Here is a 19,746-nt window from a genome sequence, read left to right on the forward strand (position 1 = left end):
CCCGGAGCGCGGGACAGCGGACGTCGATCCGTGGCATTGTCGACGACAAGCTCCTGTTGCTCCGGATTCACCCGCTATCGCGATCGGTCCACGCTCCGCCGAGGTCGTCCGTGACCCGGATGCCTGTCTTCGCATGCCTGACAGAGCGTCGGCAGGCATGATCCGTAAAAGGGTGGAAAGTCGAATTACCGTACGCCACCGAGGAGGAGGAACCCGTGACCCGCATCGACAGCGTGCGCGCCGCGACCGGTTCGGCGAAGGACAGCGTGCTGCACGCCGCGGAAGTGGTGGCGCCCTACGCCGACACGGCCAAGGAAAGGGCCGCGCACTACGCACACGAGGCGCGCGTACGGCTGGCGCCCAAGGTGACCCAGGCCGCCGATCAGGCCCGCCTCCAGTACGGCGCCCATCTCGCGCCGAAGCTGGAGCAGGCCCGTTCGCATGTGCCGCCGAAGGTGGACCAGGCCGCCCAGGAGGCCGCGGTCCGTGCTCGCCTGGCCGCCCGGCAGGCGGCCGAGTACTCCCGCCCCAAGATCGAGCAGGCGGTGGCGGCGGCCGGCCCCGTCCGGGACGAGGCGGCGCTGCGCGGGGCCGCGGCGCTGGCCGCGCTGCGCGGTCAGGTCTCGGCCGCGGAGATCCAGAAGCTGGCGCGCAAGCACCAGCGCCGCGCGAAGGCCGGTCGCGCCGCCCGGATGCTGCTGATCCTGGGCGCCGTCGCGGGCGGCGCCTTCGCCGCCTGGAAGTGGTGGGACAAGCAGGCCAACCCGGACTGGCTGGTCGAGCCGCCGGCGGCGACGGAGGTCCCCGAGGCGGGCCACCTGACGTCGGTGGACGGCAGCGGTCAGTCCGAGCTGGACCCCGAGGTGCAGGCCAAGCAGGCCGAGAACGAGGGCGCGCACCGCGACGACCAGCTCTGAGGGCCGTCGTAGGCAGTACGGACATCGCCGCGGGGCGGGAGAACCTCTTCTCCCGCCCCGCGGCGATGTTTCACGTGGAACGCCACCCGGCCGCCCGGCCGGTCACCGTCCGTAGCGGCGGTCCCGCAGCGAGTAGGAGCGCAGGGCGCGCAGGAAGTCGATCTCCCGGAAGTCCGGCCAGTAGGTCTCGCAGAAGTACATCTCCGCGTACGCGGACTGCCAGAGCAGAAATCCGGAGAGGCGCTGCTCGCCGGAGGTCCGGATGATCAGGTCGGATTCCGAGCGCGCCTTGGAGTACAGGTGCTTGGAGATGTGCTCCATGGTGAAGGTGTCGATGAACTCGTCGATGTCCCCGCCCTTGGCGCTGTGCTCGATGAGCGCCGAACGGACGGCGTCGACGATCTCGCGACGGCCGCCGTAGCCCACGGCGACGTCCACCTTCGTCCCGCCCCGGCGGTCCTGGGTCGCGGCGGTGGCGGTCTTGAGCCGGCTCGCCGACTCGGCCGGCAGCAGGTCCAGGGCGCCGACGACCTGGACGGGCCAGGGGTTGCCCGGCACGGCCAGCCGCTCCACCACCTCGGCGATGATGTCGATCAGCGGGTTCAGCTCTTCCTCGGGCCGGTGCAGGTTGTCGTCGGAGAGCATGTAGAGGGTGACGTGCTCGATCTCCGCCGAATCGCACCAGCGGAGGAAGTCCAGCACCTTGGCGCCGCCCGCCCGGTAGCCCTCGCGGGGATCGTCTATCCCCGACATCTTGGCCCACCGGCGGTTGCCGTCCAGCATGATGCCGATGTGCTGGGGGCGTGGGCGTCCCTCCAACTCCCTGACGAGGCGCTTCATGTACAGCGCGTCGAGAGCGGCCCGTACCTTCGCCCGCATGGTCAACCCCTTCCACCTCGTCGGCAGCGACCGGACGGCTCCGACGGCGTGAGCCACGTGGCACCGCCCCGCAGCGGTGGGGGTCCTGGTGCCCTGTGGAGTGACGATATCAAGAGCGGAGGGGCCGCCCCCGGTGCCGAACTCGGCCCTCGGGACAGCCCGTTCCGCCTTCCCGGAACCTTGCCGGATACTTCCCGGAACATCTGGAACGAAAAGCCCCTCCATCCGCGTTTTCGCAGGTGAAGGGGCTATTTCCGCGTGGAGCCTAGGGGAGTCGAACCCCTGACATCTGCCATGCAAAGACAGCGCTCTACCAACTGAGCTAAGGCCCCGGAAACGGCGTGACCGGCCGGGCGGGCGTCGCCGCGGTGGTCGCCGCAGCCAAGAGTACCGGGTCGCCCCCGGTATCTCGCAAAAAGATTGGGGGTCCCGGTGAACGACCACTCTCCGTAAGATGCTCGGCGTGGTTCGCTGGAGCGAACTGCGGTTTTCGGGGAAGCGATGGGGAGACGCAATGGACGCCGCACAGCAGGAAGCCACCGCAAGAGCGCGGGAACTGCAGCGGAACTGGTACGGAGAGCCGTTGGGGGCGCTCTTCCGTAGGCTCATCGACGATCTTGGTCTCAATCAGGCTCGTCTGGCGGGGGTACTGGGGCTGTCCGCACCGATGCTGTCGCAGCTCATGAGCGGCCAGCGGGCGAAGATCGGCAATCCGGCGGTGGTCCAGCGGGTGCAGTTGCTCCAGGACCTGGCGGGGCAGGTCGCCGACGGCAGTGTGAGCGCCGCCGAGGCCACGGAGCGCATGGAAGAGATCAAGAAGTCTCAGGGGGGCTCGGTGCTCAGCAACACGACGCAGACGACCAGCAGTTCGGGAGCGCCGACGGTGAAGCGGGTGGTCCGGGAGATCCAGTCGCTGCTGCGCTCGGTGGCCGCCGCGGGCGACATCATAGAAGCGGCGGACACCCTCGCCCCGAGCCACCCGGAGCTGGCAGAGTTCCTCCGGGTGTACGGCGCCGGCCGCACCTCCGACGCGGTCGCGCACTACCAGTCCCACCAGAGCTGACCCCCTCCGGGCCCGACCGACCTCAAGGGGGCGCGGCGGCTGGGCCCGGGAGCGGCGCCCGAGGGGCGCGCGGCGGACGACGGGGAGCCTCAGGGGGAGGAGCGACGCGGAAAGCCATGGGTGAGGTCTTCGCCGGCCGGTACGAACTGGTCGACCCGATCGGGCGCGGAGGGGTGGGCGCGGTCTGGCGGGCCTTCGACCACCGCCGCAAGCGCTATGTGGCCGCCAAGGTGCTCCAGCAGCGCGACGCGCACTCCCTGCTGCGCTTCGTCCGTGAACAGGCGCTGCGCATCGATCATCCCCATGTGCTGGCGCCCCTGAGCTGGGCCGCCGACGACGACAAGGTCCTGTTCACCATGGACCTGGTCACCGGCGGTTCCCTCGTCCACCTGGTCGGGGACTACGGTCCGCTGCCGCCGGCCTTCGTCTGCACCCTCCTCGACCAGCTCCTGTCCGGGCTGGCCGCGGTGCACGAGGAGGACGTCGTGCACCGCGACATCAAGCCCGCCAACGTCCTCCTGGAGGCCACCGGCACCGGCCGGCCCCAGCTTCGGCTGGGTGACTTCGGCATCGCCATGAGGCTGGGCGAACCCCGGCTGACGGAGACCAACCTGGTGGTGGGGACGCCCGGTTATCTGGCGCCCGAGCAGATGATGGGCGCCGAGCCGGACTTCCCGGCGGACCTGTTCGCCGTGGGACTGGTCGCCCTGTATCTCCTGGAGGGCGCCAAGCCGGACACCAAGGCGCTGGTCGAGCACTTCGCCGAGCACGGCACCCCGAGCGCGCCGCAGGGGATCGCGGAGCCGCTGTGGCAGGTGGTGGCCACGCTGGTGCAGCCCGATCCCCTGGCCCGGTTCCGCACGGCGACGGGAGCGCGCAAGGCGCTGGCCGCGGCGGCGGAGCTGCTGCCGGAACCCGGCCCCGACGACGAGCGGATCGAGATCTTCGAGCAAGTCGGGCCGCTGCCCCCGGGGTTCGGGCCCGACGGTCCGACCGGCGCCCGGCGGGCGGCCGGGCCGCGTGCGCCGCGCGAGGCGTCACCGTCCCAGGCAGCGTACGGACCGGACAGTGCGAACTCGGGCGGACACGGCGTCACTTCCGGTCGGACGCCCGCCCCCGCGGCCGGCGACCCCCGCGGTGTCCCGTTCTTCCCCCAGTCGGACACCGGCAGTTTCCCCCTGCCGCCCCCGCAGGCCACGACCGCGACCACCTCCCTCCCGCCGCGCGGTCCACGGACGGGGCCCGAACAGGCGCCCCAGCACCCACCCCTGCCTTCGAACGCCGTCCCGCTCCCCCACACCCCGCCCCCGTCGCCCGTCGGCAGGGCACCGGCGTACCCGGAGCCCGGTCACGCCGGCCCCGATCGCATCGACACCCCTACGGCTCCGTACACCGCCCAGGCCGCCCAAGCCCAAGCCCAAGCCCACGCTCAAGCCCATACCCCCGCCCCCGCCCCCGCTCCCGACCACGCCCAGGCCCCGCCCCCCGCCCCGGCGAGCACGCGGCGCCGCGCGCACAAGCTGCGCCGCCCCGGCCCCCCGGCGAAGGTGGCGGTCCCGGTCCTGCTGCTCGCGCTGATCTGCTACGCGGTCGGCTTCTGGGCCCTGACCCGTCTGTGACCGCCGATCACGCGCCCCTGCGCCGCGCCACGGCCGTCCACACCCCGAGCCCGGCCAGCAGCAGGCTCCCCGTGCCGATCCCGCCGACCGCGACGGCCGTCATCGCCGGGTCCCCGCTGCCGCCCTCGCCCGGCCCGGCCGCCGCCTCCCGGTCACGTCCGGCGACCGAGAAGAGACCTCGCGGCACCGGCTCCCCCGCGTAACCGGGCCCCGCACCGGCCGTGCCGAGCAGCCGTACCCGCAGGGTGAGACCGAACGGCCCGTCCCCGAAGTCGTCGGCGACCTGTCCGGCGAGGTGCACCACCAGGTAGTAGGAGCCCGCGAACCGCATCGCGCTCACCCGCCCGGCGACGGCGTACCGGTTGTCGTACGCCACCGGCGGGACGGGGCCGAGGTCAGCGGCGGTGCGCCGGCCGCTGTAGCCGGCGGCGGCGCTGTCGACCCGGCCGCGTACGGGATTGTGCAGGGCCAGTTGCAGCGCGGCGGTCGCGTAGCCGCCGCCCTCCTCGCCGGCGGCGAGTTCCGCGGTGGCGTACACCCGCCGGCCCCAGTCGAGGGGCACCTTGTAGAAGAGCGTCTGCCCGGGGCGGATGTCGTCCCGCCAGGCGCCCTCGCCGACGGGTGCCGCCTTGGCGAAGCCGTCCCCGCCCCGGCGGCGTACCGGCGTCCCCGCCGGCGGTCCGGGCGTCGCCGAGTCCCAGGTCCCCGGCGTGTTCCGGGCGGCCGTGCGGGCCAGGCCCGGTTCGGAGGCGGTGGCCAGTTCCAGGTCCCAGGCGTCCGGCGGGGAGTCCTGCGGACGGGAGCGCTGCACCACCAGGTAGTAGGCGCCCGCGTCCTGGCACCGGGTCGCGCCGGGGGAGACCTCCCGTTCTCCCCAGGCGGTGACCGGGCGGGGGCTGCGGGCGGCGCCGAAGTTCGCGGTGCCGGAGTCGCAGGAGGCGCCGTCGGCGTCCCGCAGGAAGACCCGGATGCCGTCGGCGGCGGTGACCTCGCCGCCGGGGCGGGGGACGGCGGTGACGGAGACGTAGGCGGTCGAGACGGCGTCGAGATCCAGCCGGTAGTAGAGGGTGCCGTCCCGGGGAAGCGAACTGCGGTACGTGGCCCCGGTCTTCAGCGGCTCGGCGTCCGCGGCGTCGGCCGCCCCGTCGATCCGCCGGGCGTCGGCGGCGAAGGCGTACCCGGCCGGCGTGTCGGCCGGCCCGGCCGTGGCCGCCCGCTGCGGACCGGCGGTCAGGCACAGCACCGCGCCGGCGGCGGCCAGGCCCCGTAACCCCGACCTCGACGCCCGCGTCATCGCCCGCCACCCCTTCCGCGCGCCCGACGGCTCCCCGGGGCCGTCCCGCATCCGCACCGAGGCCCATCCTGCCCCGCGGCCCCGTCCGCCATCCGCCCAACGCGGACGCGCGTCCGAAACCCACCCGGGCCGGGCGTCCCGGGGCAACACAAAACCCCGACCGTGATGACGGCCGGGGTCTGCTCAGAATCGTATGCCGGTCGGACTCACGAACCCGTGGGCACGGAGTCGGTCGCCTCCGTCCACAGATCCTGCTCGGCGCGATCCGCCTGGATCTGGCGGTACACGAGGAGCCCGCCGATGGCGGCCAGTGCGACCAGGAGAAGCTTCTTCACCGCGCGACCTCGTCTTTCGTTGACGTAGGGGACCTCTGGCGCCCGACTATACACACCGACCGATATCGATCGGTGACCTGCGTCCGGCGTCAACTGGGCGCCGGGCGAGCCCTGTAGAGAAGGGTGACGCCGTTCTGATCGGAGGGTGATCACACCCCCACGGACGGTGACCTTTTGCCGCTTCCCTCCCGTATTCGTGGCTTTTGTGGGGTCATGCACCCATCCGTGTGGTGTTCATCTGAACATCGACGCGCCACGGGCGTCGGTCCACCACTTCGCGACGCTCATACACATCATGAGGAAAGTACGCAAATCGCCCGACCCGAAAGTGAGGGGCCCATGGCCCGGAACAAGGTCATGACGTTGTGGACCGCCATCGTCACCGCCTTCCTCGCGCTGTTCACGGCGCTCGGACTCATCACCACGACCGCCTCCGCCTCGGTACCCCGGACCGAGGCCGCGCGCAACAGCGAGAGCGCCCCGCGACCGACGGCCGCCCCGGCGCCGGCTCCCCGGCCCTGGTCACGGACCGGGTCCCTGCCCCCCACGATGAAGCAGCGCATCCACGCCGAGGCGCACGGCACGTCCCCCAGTTGCCGGCACCGCCCGCTGACGGACGCGACCGCCGCCGACCCGGCCGGCGCCACCCGCGTCGTCCGCTGCCGCACCGACGACGGCTCCGCCGCCGGGCACCGCGCCCCCGCCGACCCGCCGCTCCAGCGCTGACCGGCCCGGCCCGCGCGTGCCGACCGCCCGCCGACCCCGATGTCACGGCGATCCGCGTACCGCACCGCCACGGACCACGAAGGCCCGGCCGCTCGCAGGAGCCGCCGGGCCTTCGTCGTGCCGGGACGACCGCCCCGCCACCACCCGGCCACCCCCTGCCACTCCTCAAGTCCTCATGAGGACTTGTTACGCTCCCGGTGTGCCCAAGGCGTACGAACTGATCGCGGACGACCTGCGCCGCGCCATCCGCGCGGGCGAGCTGGCGCCCGGCGACAAGCTGCCCGCGGAGACGGAACTGGCGGCCCGCTACCGCCGCAGCGTGCCGACCGTGCAGAACGCGCTCCGCGTGCTGACCGAGGAGGGCCTGATCGACAGACGGCACGGCCGCGGCACCTTCGTCCGCCGCCCGCGCACCCCGGCGGTCCGCGCCAACAGCCGCCACCAGTGGGAGAAGGACCGGGCCCGGCGCCCGCTGACCGAGCGCGCCGGCACCGGCGCCACGGAGCGCGACACCGGTCTGGACGTCTCCGACCTGGCCTTTCACGCCGAATACCAGGACATCTCGGCACCCTCGGACCTCGCACGGGTGTTCGGCGTCGCGGAGGGCACGGTCCTCCTGCGGCGTACGTACCGCACCCGCCACGCCTCCGAGACGGCGCCGTTCAACCTGGTCACCTCGTACCTCGTCCGCGACCTGGTCGCGGGTGACCCCGACCTCCTGGACGCCTCCCGCGAGCCCTGGCCGGGCGGGACGCAGAGCCAGTTGCACACGGTCGGCATCGAGGTCGACCGCGTGGAGGAACGGGTCACCGCCCGGCCGCCGACCCCCGAGGAGGCGGCCGAGCTGGAGCTGCCGCCCGGCACGTCGGTGATCCTGCTCCGCAAGACCTCCTACGACGTGCGCGGCCGCGCCGTCGACGTCTCCGACATCACGCTGCCCGGCGACCGTACGGAACTCCTCTTCGTCACCCAGTTGGAAAGGTGGTGACTGCCGCCGTGAGCCGGCGCATCGTCATCGTCACCGCGGTCCACGCCCCGTCGGCCCGCTTCCTGCCCGAGGCGTACGACTCGCTGCGCGCGCAGCGCCTGCCCGAGGGCTGGGAGTGGCACTGGGTGATCCAGGAGGACGGCGGCACGGACGCCGTCCGCCCGTACGTCCCCGACGACGAGCGCGTGACCTTCCGCCAGGGCCGGCCCGGCGGCCCCGGGGTGGCCCGCACCATCGCCCTGGCGCACGCCGAGGGCACGTACGTGAAGATCCTGGACGCCGACGACCGGCTGCCGCCGGGCACCCTCGCCCGTGACCTGGCCGTCCTGGAGTCCGACCCCGGCATCGGCTGGACCACCTCCCGGGTGCTGGACCTGCTGCCGGACGGGACGACGGCCGGGTTCCCCGGCGACCCCGACGAGGGCCCGATCGAACGCGGCGCGGTGCTGGACTTCTGGACGGCGAACGGCTTCCGCGCCCAGGTCCACCCCGCCACCCTCTGCGTCCGGCGCGAGCTGCTGCTGGCCCTCGGCGGCTGGATGGCGCTGCCCGCCTCGGAGGACACCGGGCTGCTGCTGGCGCTCGGCGCGGTGAGCCGCGGCTGGTTCTCGTCGGAGGTGGGCCTCTACTACCGCAAGTGGGAGGGCCAGGCGACCCGGCAGCTCACCCACGTGGACCCCGCCGAACGCGCCGCCAGGATGGCCGTGGTGGCGGCCAGGGCCCGCGCCCTGGCGGAGTTCGGCTGGCGCTGTCCCCCGGCCTGACCGGCGGGAGAGCCGCCCGTCACCCGGTGAGGACGATCGCCTGCGACGGACACCACCGGGCCGCGTCCCGCACCCGCCGCTCGTCGCCGGCGTCCTCGCGGCCCGGCCGGGCGGAGACCCGCACGGCCTCCCCGCGCCGGGCAGGGAGACCTTCACCGCCTCCCTGCCCGGGGCGGGGACCGCCGAACCCTCCGAACCGGTCCCCCGGGACGCCCGGTACTCGTAAGATCATAAACATTGTCTTCGGGGCGAAGTCCTGGGCGGGGGAGGCGCGGTGGGGTCCGGTGAGCAGCTCATCACGATCGCTGCCGTGCTGCTCGGCGCGCTGAGCACGCACGTCACCAACCACCTGATGGAGCGGAGCCGCAACCGCCATCAGAAGCTGACCCGCTGGGACGACCGCAAGATCGACACGTACGCGGAGTACGTGGACGCGGCCAAGATGCGGATCGCGCTGGCCGTCCGGCTGTACGAGGCCCGGGAGGGCCGGCGCGACGACCACCGGCCGGAGAAGGACCTCCGGGAGGACCTGGCGGAGGGCGGCCGGCGCTGGGGTTCGGCGTTCGAGCGGGTCATGCTGCTCGGCGGCGACGACGTGGTCGAGGCCGGGCACGAACTGAACACGGTGCTCGCCGAGATCGACTGGCAGGCCACGGGCCGGATCACCGGCAGCCTCGCCGAGTGGCGCGAGCGGCACCGCGCCGCCTTCCGGCTGATCAACCACTTCCACGAGGCGGCCCGCGCCGATCTCGGCATCCGCGGCAGCGTCACCGGTGAGAAGCATCCCGAGCGCGATCTGCTGCTGCCGCCGGCCCGCGAGGCGCCGGCCGGGGACTGACACCCGCGGGTGCCTCATCGTCCGGTACCGGTCCCTCCCCTCGCGGGGACCGGTACCGAACGGTGGGCGCTTCTCCCGGACCCGGCCGGCGGCCGATCCGGAGTACGCGGCGTCGAGAGGTGTGTTTCCGGGCACTGACCTGGTGGCATGTCCGGCAGTCGCGGGCGGGAAGCACTGGGTGATGATCCTGCCCGCTGGGGCCTGAGCCGTGGAGGCTCCGGTTCCCGACTCCCTACATCGCCGCAGGTCAGACGTATAGAGTGAGTTTTCCGGTCCGGATGTCCGGTGCGAGCGAAGTGAAGGGGTGGAGACTTTGGGCTCCGACTCGGGAGCACGCACGGCCTTCGCGGAACGTCTCGCGCTGCTCTACAAGGAGGCGGGCGACCCGCCCCTGAAGCGCGTGGCCGAGGCGGTCGTCCGGCTCCAGCGGATCGACGAACGGGGCCGTCCGGTACGGGTGTCCGCGCAGCGGATCAGCGACTGGCGCCGGGCCAGGAACGTGCCCGCCCAGTTCATCGCGCTCGCGGCGGTGCTCCAGGTCCTGGTCCCCGAGGCACGCCGGAACCGGCCGGTACCGGTCTCCCCCGGCCTGTACGACCTCGCCCAGTGGCAGCGCCTGTGGGAGAGCGCGGTGGCCGGCCCGCCCGCCGCCGAGGAGGCCCGGCCGCCGGAGGAGGCGGTGCCCGGCGGGGTGTGCCCGTACCGGGGGCTGGCCTCCTACCGGCAGCAGGACGCCCGCTGGTTCTTCGGCCGGGAGCGCAGCACCGAGGCCCTCGTCGCCCAGTTGCGCGCGGCGGAGCGGACGGGGGGCCTGGTCATGCTGGTGGGCGCCTCGGGCGCCGGGAAGTCCTCCCTGCTCCACGCCGGCCTGGTGCCCGCCCTGGAGCACGGCGGCCCCCCGGCCCGGACCGTCCTCCAGCTCGTCCCGGGCGCCTCCCCCCTCACCGAACTCGCCCGGCACCTCCCCGCGCTCGCCCCGGTCATCGCCGCCGACCCGGAGGTGTCCCCCCAGGCCGACCACCGCGTACGGCGGGCCGTCGCCGAGTGGGCCCGGGAGCGGTCACCGTCCTCCGGCGGTCCGGTTCTGATCGTGGACCAGTTCGAGGAGACCTTCACGCTCTGCCGGGACGAGGAGGAGCGGCGGACGTTCATCCGGTTCCTGCACGCCCTGTGCGCGCCGGCCGGGCCCGGGGAGGCGGCCCCCGCGCAGGTCGTGCTCGGCATCCGCGCCGACTTCTACGAGCAGTGCCTCGGCTACCCCGAACTGGCCGACGCCCTCCAGCACCGCCACATGGTGCTCGGCCCCCTCACCACCGCCGAGCTGCGCGAAGCGGTGATCCGGCCGGCCAAGGCGGTGGGCCTGGAGATCGAACCCGGACTGGCGGAGCTGATCGTCCGCGAGGTGAGCGCCGACGGCCCGCGCGGCGCGCACGACGCGGGCGTGCTGCCGCTGCTCTCCCACGCCCTGCTCGCCACCTGGCAGCGGCGCAAGGGCGGCCGGCTCACCCTGGCCGGCTACCGCGCGGCGGGCGGCATCCAGGGCGCCGTCGCGGCCAGTGCCGAGCGGGCCTGGTCGGGACTGGACCCGGCGGCGCGCACCGCCGCGCGGCTGCTGCTGCTGCGGCTGGTCCGGCTCGGCGAGGACACCCAGGCGACCCGCCGGCGCGGGACCCGGCGGCAGTTGGCGGAGGAGTCCACGGACCCCGGCAAGACCGAGGAGTCCCTGGAGGCGCTGGTGCGCGCCCGGCTGGTGACGCTGGACGCGGAGACCGTCGAGATCACCCACGAGGCACTGCTGCACGCCTGGCCCCGGCTGCGCGACTGGATCGACGAGGACCGCGGCGGCAACCTGCTGCGCCAGAGGCTGGAGGAGGACGGCCGGGCCTGGGAGGAGTCGGGCCGGGACTCGTCGCTGCTCTACCGGGGGTCCCGGCTGGCCCAGGCGCACGGCTGGGCCGAGTCCGCCGGCGACACCTTCCTGACCCGCAGCGCGGTGGAGTTCCTGGCCGCCTCGGTGAAGCTGCGCCGGCGCTCGGTGCGGATCGGCCGGGCCGCGGTCGCCGCGCTGGTCGTCCTGGCGTTACTGGCCGCCGGGTCCGCGGTGGTCGCCTGGCAGCAGCGCAACGACGCGGTGTTCGAGCAGATCGTCGCCGAGGCGGACCGCGTCCAGTACACCGATCCCTCGCTGTCCGCCCGGCTCGCCCTGGTCGCGCACAAGCTGCGCCCCGACGACGAGGGCACCGGCAACCGCCTGCTCTCCATAGTCAACGCGCCGCTGGCCACGCCCCTGACCGGCCACACCGGCGCCGTGTACCTGACCTCGTTCAGCCCGGACGGGCATCTGCTGGCCACCGCGAGCTACGACCGGACCGTACGGCTGTGGAACGTCACCGACCCCGCCCGCCCCGAGCCGCTGGGCAAGCCCCTGACCGGCCACACCAGTTGGGTGAGCACCGCCCTGTTCACCCCGGACGGCCACACCCTCGTCAGCGCCTCCGACGACGGCACCATCCGGTTCTACGACGTCACCGACCCCGCCCGCCCGAGCCCCATCGGCGCGCCTCTGACCGGCCACGACGGCCCGGTCTACCTCCTCGCCATCAGCCCGGACGGCCGCACCATGGCCTCCGCCGGCGAGGACGGCACCGTGCGCCTGTGGGACATGGCCGACCTTCGCCGCCCGGAGCCGCTCGACACCCTCACCGGCCACACCGCCGCCGTACGCTCCGTGGCGTTCAGCCCCGACGGACGCACCCTCGCCAGCGGCAGCGACGACACCACGATCCGCCTGTGGGACGTCACCGACCCCCGCCACGCCGACCCGCTCGGCACCCTCACCGGCCATACGGCCACCGTGCACTCGGTGGCGTTCGCCCCCGACGGCCGCACCCTCGCCAGCGGCGGCTCGGACGACACCATACGGCTGTGGCGGACGGCCGACCCCGCCCGCGCCGTCCCGCTCGGCACCCCGCTCACCGGCCACACCGGGCCGGTCTGGTCGGTGGACTTCAGCCCCGACGGCACCATGCTCGCCGCCGCCAGCGCGGACAGTACGGCGACCCTGTGGAAGGTCGCCGACCCCGCCTCCCCCTCCCAGGTCGGCGAACCGCTCGCCGGGGCCAGCGGCGAGATGTACGCCCTGGGCTTCAGCCCCGACGGCCGTACGCTCGCCACCGGCAACGGCGACGGCAAGGTCCGCCTGTGGTCGATCCCGACCTCGGACATGCTCGGCCGCATCGGCAGGTTCCGGCCGGACGGCCGGGTGCTCGCCACCGCCGCCCGGGACGGCCGCGTCCGGCTGTGGAACGTCACCGCGCCGGGCCGCCCGCTGCGCCTGGGCTCCCCGTTCCGGCCGGGCAAGGGCGACGTACGGTCCCTGGTGTTCTCGCCCGACGGCCGCACCCTCGCCGTGCTGACCGGCAGCCGCGCGGTCCAGCTCTGGAACGTCACCGACCCCGCCCGGCCCGTCGCCTACGGCCCACCGGTCGCCCTGCGCACCCGGTTCGCCGGCCCCGACGCGCTCGCCTACAGCCCCGACGGACGCACCCTCGCGACCGCCTTCGACGACCGCACGATCCGCCTGTGGGACGTCACCGACCCGTCCGCCCCGCGCTCCCTGGGCGCCCAGCTCACCGGGCACACCGGTTACGTCAACGCGCTCGCCTTCAGCCCGGACGGGCGGACGCTGGCCAGCGGCAGCGCGGACACCACGATCCGCCTGTGGAAGGTCACCGACCCACGGCACGCCACCGGCGCCGGCCGCCCCCTCACCGGGCACCTGGGCCCCGTCAACACCCTCGCCTACAGCCCCGACGGCCGGGCCCTGGCCAGCGGCGGCGACGACAACACCGTCCGCCTGTGGAACGTCGCCGACCCCGCCCACGCCGGTGAACTGGCCGCCCTGACCGGCCACACCGAGGCGGTGGTCTCCCTCACCTTCCGCCGCGACGGCAGCGCCCTGGCCAGCAGCGGCAACGACAACACGGTCCGCCTGTGGGACGTCTCCCGCCCCGCCCACGCCGCCGCCATCGGCCAGGCGATGAGCCCCAACGCCAAGACCGGCACGTTCCTGTCCTTCAGCCCCAACAGCCAGATGATCGGCGTCTCCAGCGGCACCGACACCGTCCGCCTGTGGAATCTGGACGTCGACGACGCGATCGACCGCATCTGCTCCACCACCCGGGGCGTCCTCACGGCGGACAACTGGCACGACTACCTGCCCCGCCTCGACTACGAGTCCCCCTGCGACCGATGACTCCACGCCATCCCCGCCCACTCGCCCCCCGCCGCCCCACCGTTCTTGTACCCTTGGCCACAGCCCGACCGCTGACGTATCCCCCGTCGCCAGCGGCCGGGCGTTTCCGTGTCCATGCCGGACATCAGCGGACGATGAGCTGGGCCGCGCGGCCGGGGTGACGATCGCCGCGATCAGCGTGATGGCGCTCGACCTGATCATTCTGTGGGGCATGGCACGGATCGCCATCACTTGATCGAGGACCGGAACCGGCATACGCGTACTCCGCTGACGTCAGACGTAGACGCCGAAGACCCCCAACCGATACCGGTTGGGGGTCTTCTCGCTGGTGGGGCTAACAGGATTTGAACCTGTGGCCTCATCCTTATCAGGGATGCGCTCTAACCAACTGAGCTATAGCCCCGCCGCGCTCTGCGGTGTGTGTCCCGCGCGCTGACCCCTGAAGATTAGCGCACGAGGGGGGCAGTCCCAAAATCGGTAACCGGCGTCCGTCACTCGTCCTCGGCGAGCGTCAGCTCCACGCCGCCGACGAAGCCGGCGGAGAGGTTGTAGATGAAGGCGCCGAGCGTGGCCAGGGCCGTCGCGAGGACGACGTCGATCACCGCGATGATCGACGTGAACATCAGGACGTTGGGCAGCGACAGGAACGACTGGAGGTCGAAGCCGTTCGAATCGTTGGAGCCGGTCGCCTCGGCGATCGTGCCGCCGACCGTCGAGAAGACGCCCATCGCGTCCATGAGCATCCACAGCACGGCCGCCGCGACGATCGTGCAGATGCCCAGCGCGATGGAGAGCAGGAAGCTCACCTTCATGACCGACCAAGGGTCGGCCTTGGCCACCCGCAGGCGGGCCTTGCGCACCCGCGGGGTGGTCCGCGCGCCGGGGCGCGGCCGGCGTACGGCGCCGGAGGTGCCGCCCGCCGGGGTCTGGTACGCCTGCGGCGGCTGGTAGGGCCCGCCGGGCTGCTGCTGCTGCCGTTCGCCCGGCAGCGGGGAGGCCGACTGCTGGGCGGCCTCCTGGTGCGACGCTGCCTGGGCGCCGGAGGCGGCCGGGCCCGCGCCAGCTTCGTACTGCTGGGTCCCCGGGCCTCGGGTGTCCGTCACAGTTCCCCCCTGGGCTCCATGAGTCTCTTTCGAGAGTGACGACGAGCGGATGGGTGAGTCCGTTCCACGTGAAACAGAACCGTGATCGCCGGTTCCGTACGCGGCGGAGCCACGGCCGCCGCCGTCCCTGTCCGTACCTGTGGAGGTACTGGCCGATCCGGCGCCCGTGGCTCCGCTCACGATGACTCTCTCCTCGTGTTACTCGGCGGAGGGCGCCTCGCCCTCGTCCGTACCGGCGGTGGCGGCGTCCTCGGCGGTCTCGTCGACGACCACGTCGCCGTCGACTTCCTCCGCCTCGCGCCCCGCTTCGGCGTTGCGTGCGATGCCGACCACGGCATCGCGCTTGCCAAGGTTGATCAGTTGGACGCCCATGGTGTCACGGCCCGTCTCCCTGACCTCGTTGACTCGCGTGCGAATCACACCGCCGGAGAGGGTGATGGCGAGGATCTCGTCGGTCTCCTCGACCACCAGCGCTCCGACGAGTTCCCCGCGGTCCTCGACGATCTTGGCGGCCTTGATGCCGAGACCGCCGCGACCCTGGACGCGGTACTCGTCGACGGGAGTCCGCTTCGCGTACCCGCCGTCAGTGGCAGTGAACACGAACGTACCGGGACGGACAACATTCATCGACAGCAGTTCGTCCCCGTCGCGGAAACTCATGCCCTTGACGCCCGAGGTCGCGCGGCCCATCGGACGCAGCGTGTCGTCCGAGGCGGTGAACCTGATCGACTGCGCCTTCTTGCTGATCAGCAGCAGATCGTCGTCGGCCGAGATCAGCTCCGCACCGATCAGCTCGTCATCGGAACCGTCCTCCCGCTCACGCAGGTTGATGGCGATGACACCGCCCGAGCGCGGGGAGTCGTAGTCCTTCAGCGAGGTCTTCTTGACCAGACCGCCCTTGGTGGCCAGGACCAGGTACGGCGCCGCCTCGTAATCGCGGATCGCGAAGATCTCGGCGATCGACTCGTCCGGCTGGAAGGCCAGCAGGTTGGCCACGTGCTGCCCGCGGGCGTCCCGGCCGGCGTCGGGAAGCTCGTACCCCTTGACCCGGTAGACGCGGCCCTTGTTGGTGAAGAAGAGCAGCCAGTGGTGGGTGGTGGAGACGAAGAAGTGGTCGACGATGTCGTCTTCCTTCAGCTTCGCCCCGCGCACGCCCTTGCCGCCGCGCTTCTGCGCCCGGTAGTCGTCGGTCTTGGTGCGCTTGATGTAGCCGCCGCGGGTGACCGTGACGACGATGTCCTCCTCGGCGATCAGGTCCTCGATGGACATGTCGCCGTCGTAGGGGATCAGCTTCGTCTTGCGGTCGTCGCCGTACTTCTCGACGATCGCGGCCAGCTCCGCGCTGACGATGCCGCGCTGGCGGGCCGGGGAGGCCAGGATCTCGTTGTACTCGTTGATCTTCGTCTGGAGTTCGTCGTGCTCCTGGACGATCTTCTGGCGCTCCAGCGCGGCCAGCCGGCGGAGCTGCATCTCCAGGATCGCGTTGGCCTGGATCTCGTCGATCTCGAGCAGGTCCATCAGGCCGCCGCGGGCGATCTCGACCGTGTCGCTGCGCCGGATCAGCGCGATGACCTCGTCGATGGCGTCCAGCGCCTTGAGCAGACCGCGCAGGATGTGGGCGCGCTCCTCGGCCTTGCGCAGGCGGAACTTCGTGCGCCGGACGATGACCTCGATCTGGTGGTTCACCCAGTGGCGGATGAACGCGTCCAGGGAGAGCGTGCGCGGCACGCCGTCGACCAGCGCCAGCATGTTGGCGCCGAAGTTGGTCTGCAGGTCGGTGTGCTTGTAGAGGTTGTTCAGCACCACCTTGGCGACCGCGTCCCGCTTCAGGACGATGACCAGGCGCTGGCCGGTGCGCGAGGACGTCTCGTCGCGGACGTCGGCGATGCCGCCGATCTTGCCGTCCTTCACCAGGTCGGCGATCTTCTGCGCGAGGTTGTCCGGGTTGGTCTGGTACGGCAGCTCGGTGACCACCAGGCACTGGCGGTTCTGGATCTCCTCGACCTCGACCACCGCGCGCATGGTGATCGAGCCGCGGCCGGTGCGGTACGCCTCCTCGATGCCCTTGCGGCCCACCACCAGGGCGCCGGTCGGGAAGTCGGGGCCCTTGATGCGCTCGATGAGGGCGTCGAGCAGCTCCTCGTGCGAGGCCTCGTAGTTCTCCAGGTACCACTGGGCGCCGGCCGCGACCTCGCGCAGGTTGTGCGGCGGGATGTTGGTCGCCATGCCGACCGCGATGCCGGCCGAGCCGTTGATCAGCAGGTTCGGGAAGCGGGCCGGCAGGACGGTCGGCTCCTGGGAGCGGCCGTCGTAGTTGTCCGTGAAGTCGACGGTCTCCTCGTCGATGTCGCGGACCATCTCCATCGACAGCGGTGCCATCTTGCACTCGGTGTACCGCATGGCCGCCGCCGGGTCGTTGCCCGGGGAGCCGAAGTTGCCGTTGGAGTCGACGAGCGGCATCCGCATCGCCCACGGCTGGGCGAGCCGCACCAGGGCGTCGTAGATGGAGCTGTCGCCGTGCGGGTGGTAGTTGCCCATGACGTCGCCGACGACGCGGGCGCACTTGTAGAAGCCGCGCTCGGGGCGGTAGCCGCCGTCGTACATGGCGTACAGCACGCGCCGGTGGACGGGCTTGAGGCCGTCCCGGACGTCGGGCAGCGCACGCGAGACGATGACGGACATCGCGTAGTCGAGGTACGAACGCTGCATCTCCGTCTCGAGCCCGACGGGCTCGACACGCATGGCCAGGGCGTCACCCTCGGGCGTCGTCATGGGAGTGTTCTCGTCGGTCATTGCTGAAATAGGTCCTTCCTGGTGCGGTCAGCGGCGACCGACTCAGATGTCGAGGAAGCGGACGTCCTTGGCGTTGCGCTGGATGAAGGCGCGCCGGGCCTCGACGTCCTCGCCCATGAGGACCGAGAACAGGTCGTCGGCCTGGGCGGCGTCGTCGAGCGTGACCTGGCCGAGGACGCGGTGCTCCTGGTCCATCGTGGTGATGCGCAGTTCCTCGGCGTTCATCTCGCCGAGGCCCTTGAAGCGCTGCACGGAGTCCTCGCGGATGCGCTTGCCGGCGTTGCGGCCCATCTCGATCAGCGCGTCGCGCTCACGGTCGGAGTACGCGTACTCGAAGTCGTCCCGGCCCCACTTGATCTTGTAGAGCGGGGGACGGGAGAGGTACACGTGCCCGGCCTCGACCAGCGGCCGCATGAAGCGGAACAGGAAGGTCAGCAGCAGGGTGTTGATGTGCTGGCCGTCGACGTCGGCGTCCGCCATCAGGATGATCTTGTGATAGCGGAGCTTCTCGATGTCGAAGTCCTCGTGCACACCCGTGCCGAACGCGGAGATCATCGCCTGGATCTCCTGGTTCTGCAGGATGCGGTCGATGCGCGCCTTCTCGACGTTGAGGATCTTGCCGCGGATCGGGAGGATCGCCTGGTACTGCGGGTTCCGGCCGGACTTGGCCGAGCCGCCGGCGGAGTCGCCCTCGACGATGAAGATCTCGCACTTGGTCGGGTCGTTCGACTGGCAGTCGGACAGCTTGCCCGGCAGGGAGGCCGACTCCAGCAGGCCCTTGCGGCGGGTCAGGTCGCGCGCCTTGCGGGCCGCCACGCGTGCGGTGGCCGCCGCGATGCCCTTGCGGATGATGTCCGCGGCCTCGTTGGGGTTGCGGTCCAGCCAGTCGTTGAGGTGCTCGTAGACGACCTTCTGGACGAAGGTCTTGACCTCGGTGTTGCCCAGCTTGGTCTTGGTCTGGCCCTCGAACTGCGGCTCGCTCAGCTTCACCGAGATGATCGCCGTCAGGCCCTCGCGGATGTCGTCACCCGTGAGGTTGTCGTCCTTCTCGCGCAGCAGCTTCTTGTCCCGCGCGTACTTGTTGATCAGCGAGGTGAGCGCCGCGCGGAAGCCCTCCTCGTGGGTGCCGCCCTCGTGCGTGTGGATGATGTTGGCGAAGGAGTACACGCCCTCGGTGTAGCCGCCGTTCCACTGCATGGCGACCTCCAGGGACAGGTGCTTGTCCCTGTCCTCGGCCTCCAGGTCGATCACCGTGGGGTGGACGACCTCTCCCTTGCGGGAGTTGAGGTACTTCACGAAGTCGACGATGCCGCCCTCGTAGTGGTACGAGACGTGCTTGACCTCGTGCTTCTCGTCCTCGCCCGCCTCGTCCGCGCCGGCCGTGGCCTTCGCCGACTCGCGCTCGTCGGTGAGGTTGATCCGCAGGCCCTTGTTGAGGAACGCCATCTCCTGGAAGCGCCGGGACAGCGTCTCGAAGGAGTAGTCGGTCGTCTCGAAGATGTCGCCGTCCGCCCAGAAGGTGACCGTGGTGCCGGTCTCCTCGGTGGCCTCGTGCCGGGCCAGGGGGGCGGTGGGGACGCCCAGCTTGTATTCCTGCGTCCACCGGTAACCGTCGGTCCTGACCTCGACGGCGACCCTCGTGGACAGCGCGTTCACCACGGAGACGCCCACGCCGTGCAGACCGCCGGAGACCGCGTAGCCGCCACCGCCGAACTTGCCGCCCGCGTGCAGCACGGTCAGCACGACCTCGACGGCCGGCTTGCCCTCGGAGGGGACGATGCCGACCGGGATGCCGCGGCCGTTGTCGACGACGCGCACGCCGCCGTCCGCGAGGATCGTGACGTCGATGGTGTCCGCGTGGCCGGCCAGCGCCTCGTCGACCGAGTTGTCGACGACCTCCTGCACGAGGTGGTGCAGTCCTCGCTCACCGGTCGAACCGATGTACATACCGGGTCGCTTGCGGACCGCGTCCAGACCCTCGAGGACGGTGATGGCACTTGCGTCGTACGAGGCGGTGACCTCGTCGTTCGAGGTGCTCGCCGCGTCGTTCACGCCGGTGTCGGTGGACGGGATGTTCTCGTTGGGGTTGCCGGAATCGGCCACGAAGCGCCCTTTCTGGCACAGCACGAGCCGGGCTCGTCGGCAGGTTGCCGGAGCGGCTGCGGCATGTTG

Annotated in this window: 14 protein-coding genes and 2 tRNA genes; 8 read left to right on the forward strand and 8 right to left on the reverse strand. The window is 72.0% G+C overall.

Going from position 1 to position 19,746, the window contains the following annotated elements; genetic code table 11:
• Nucleotides 1-215 precede the first annotated feature (215 nt).
• On the forward strand, nt 216-917 hold the full coding sequence (locus ACFY32_RS19980; RefSeq protein ID WP_359190338.1) for a DUF5324 family protein: 702 nt from the start codon (nt 216-218) through the stop codon (nt 915-917).
• Between the two features lie 102 nt (nt 918-1,019).
• On the opposite strand, the gene ACFY32_RS19985 is transcribed toward ACFY32_RS19980, so the two are convergent.
• Both ACFY32_RS19985 and ACFY32_RS19990 read right to left on the reverse strand, forming a co-directional pair.
• Entirely contained in the window at nt 1,020-1,796 is a 777-nt protein-coding gene (locus tag ACFY32_RS19985; protein WP_359190341.1) for an isoprenyl transferase, read from the reverse strand.
• Nucleotides 1,797-2,055: 259 nt separating this feature from the next.
• Nucleotides 2,056-2,128 (reverse strand) — tRNA-Ala (locus ACFY32_RS19990).
• Between the two features lie 182 nt (nt 2,129-2,310).
• On the opposite strand from ACFY32_RS19990, the gene ACFY32_RS19995 reads away from it, so the two are divergent.
• Nucleotides 2,311-2,859 (forward strand): DNA-binding protein, encoded by a 549-nt coding sequence (locus tag ACFY32_RS19995; RefSeq protein WP_030244913.1) that lies wholly within the window; start codon nt 2,311-2,313, stop codon nt 2,857-2,859.
• A 116-nt stretch (nt 2,860-2,975) separates the two neighbouring features.
• On the forward strand, nt 2,976-4,478 hold the full coding sequence (locus ACFY32_RS20000) for a protein kinase (RefSeq protein ID WP_390674861.1): 1,503 nt from the start codon (nt 2,976-2,978) through the stop codon (nt 4,476-4,478).
• A 7-nt stretch (nt 4,479-4,485) separates the two neighbouring features.
• On the opposite strand, the gene ACFY32_RS20005 is transcribed toward ACFY32_RS20000, so the two are convergent.
• Both ACFY32_RS20005 and ACFY32_RS20010 read right to left on the reverse strand, forming a co-directional pair.
• Nucleotides 4,486-5,772, reverse strand: a complete 1,287-nt coding sequence (locus tag ACFY32_RS20005) for a hypothetical protein (RefSeq protein WP_390674862.1) — start codon at nt 5,770-5,772, stop codon at nt 4,486-4,488.
• A 206-nt stretch (nt 5,773-5,978) separates the two neighbouring features.
• Nucleotides 5,979-6,107 carry a DLW-39 family protein gene (locus ACFY32_RS20010; RefSeq protein ID WP_003999697.1) on the reverse strand — a complete coding sequence of 43 codons (129 nt, stop codon included), beginning with the start codon at nt 6,105-6,107 and terminating at the stop codon, nt 5,979-5,981.
• 339 nt (nt 6,108-6,446) lie between these two features.
• Here ACFY32_RS20010 and ACFY32_RS20015 point away from each other — a divergent pair, with 339 nt between their 5' ends.
• From ACFY32_RS20015 to ACFY32_RS20035, 5 genes are all read left to right on the forward strand, one after another.
• Entirely contained in the window at nt 6,447-6,833 is a 387-nt protein-coding gene (locus ACFY32_RS20015; RefSeq protein WP_390674863.1) for a DUF6344 domain-containing protein, read from the forward strand.
• A gap of 199 nt (nt 6,834-7,032) precedes the next feature.
• Complete coding sequence (locus ACFY32_RS20020) at nt 7,033-7,821, forward strand: GntR family transcriptional regulator (RefSeq protein ID WP_390674864.1); 789 nt, start codon at nt 7,033-7,035, stop codon at nt 7,819-7,821.
• An 8-nt stretch (nt 7,822-7,829) separates the two neighbouring features.
• Nucleotides 7,830-8,585, forward strand: a complete 756-nt coding sequence (locus ACFY32_RS20025) for a glycosyltransferase (RefSeq protein ID WP_359190356.1) — start codon at nt 7,830-7,832, stop codon at nt 8,583-8,585.
• A 274-nt stretch (nt 8,586-8,859) separates the two neighbouring features.
• Nucleotides 8,860-9,423, forward strand: a complete 564-nt coding sequence (locus tag ACFY32_RS20030; RefSeq protein ID WP_359190359.1) for a hypothetical protein — start codon at nt 8,860-8,862, stop codon at nt 9,421-9,423.
• 304 nt (nt 9,424-9,727) lie between these two features.
• Nucleotides 9,728-13,678, forward strand: coding sequence for an AAA family ATPase (locus ACFY32_RS20035; RefSeq protein WP_390674865.1), 3,951 nt, complete (start codon nt 9,728-9,730; stop codon nt 13,676-13,678).
• A 326-nt stretch (nt 13,679-14,004) separates the two neighbouring features.
• Here ACFY32_RS20035 and ACFY32_RS20040 read toward each other — a convergent pair.
• From ACFY32_RS20040 to gyrB, 4 genes are all read right to left on the reverse strand, one after another.
• Nucleotides 14,005-14,081 (reverse strand) — tRNA-Ile (locus tag ACFY32_RS20040).
• Between the two features lie 88 nt (nt 14,082-14,169).
• Nucleotides 14,170-14,961: a DUF3566 domain-containing protein gene (locus tag ACFY32_RS20045; RefSeq protein WP_359190364.1), complete on the reverse strand. Its 792-nt coding sequence runs from the start codon at nt 14,959-14,961 to the stop codon at nt 14,170-14,172.
• A gap of 18 nt (nt 14,962-14,979) precedes the next feature.
• Nucleotides 14,980-17,574, reverse strand: a complete 2,595-nt coding sequence (gene gyrA, locus ACFY32_RS20050) for a DNA gyrase subunit A (RefSeq protein ID WP_359190367.1) — start codon at nt 17,572-17,574, stop codon at nt 14,980-14,982.
• 42 nt (nt 17,575-17,616) lie between these two features.
• Nucleotides 17,617-19,677 carry a DNA topoisomerase (ATP-hydrolyzing) subunit B gene (gene gyrB, locus ACFY32_RS20055; protein WP_359190370.1) on the reverse strand — a complete coding sequence of 687 codons (2,061 nt, stop codon included), beginning with the start codon at nt 19,675-19,677 and terminating at the stop codon, nt 17,617-17,619.
• Nucleotides 19,678-19,746 lie beyond the last annotated feature (69 nt).

This window comes from Streptomyces sp. NPDC000134 (assembly GCF_042899225.1).
In the GTDB taxonomy this organism is placed as follows: domain Bacteria; phylum Actinomycetota; class Actinomycetes; order Streptomycetales; family Streptomycetaceae; genus Streptomyces.

Excerpts from the sequence above, each read along its gene's own strand:
- ACFY32_RS19985 (WP_359190341.1), bottom strand. The coding sequence starts at position 1,796 with ATGCGGGCGAAGGTACGGGCCGCTCTCGACGCGCTGTACATGAAGCGC.
- ACFY32_RS19995 (WP_030244913.1), top strand. The coding sequence starts at position 2,311 with ATGGACGCCGCACAGCAGGAAGCCACCGCAAGAGCGCGGGAACTGCAG.
- ACFY32_RS20000 (WP_390674861.1), top strand. The coding sequence starts at position 2,976 with ATGGGTGAGGTCTTCGCCGGCCGGTACGAACTGGTCGACCCGATCGGG.
- ACFY32_RS20005 (WP_390674862.1), bottom strand. The coding sequence starts at position 5,772 with ATGACGCGGGCGTCGAGGTCGGGGTTACGGGGCCTGGCCGCCGCCGGC.
- ACFY32_RS20015 (WP_390674863.1), top strand. The coding sequence starts at position 6,447 with ATGGCCCGGAACAAGGTCATGACGTTGTGGACCGCCATCGTCACCGCC.
- gyrA (WP_359190367.1), bottom strand. The coding sequence starts at position 17,574 with ATGACCGACGAGAACACTCCCATGACGACGCCCGAGGGTGACGCCCTG.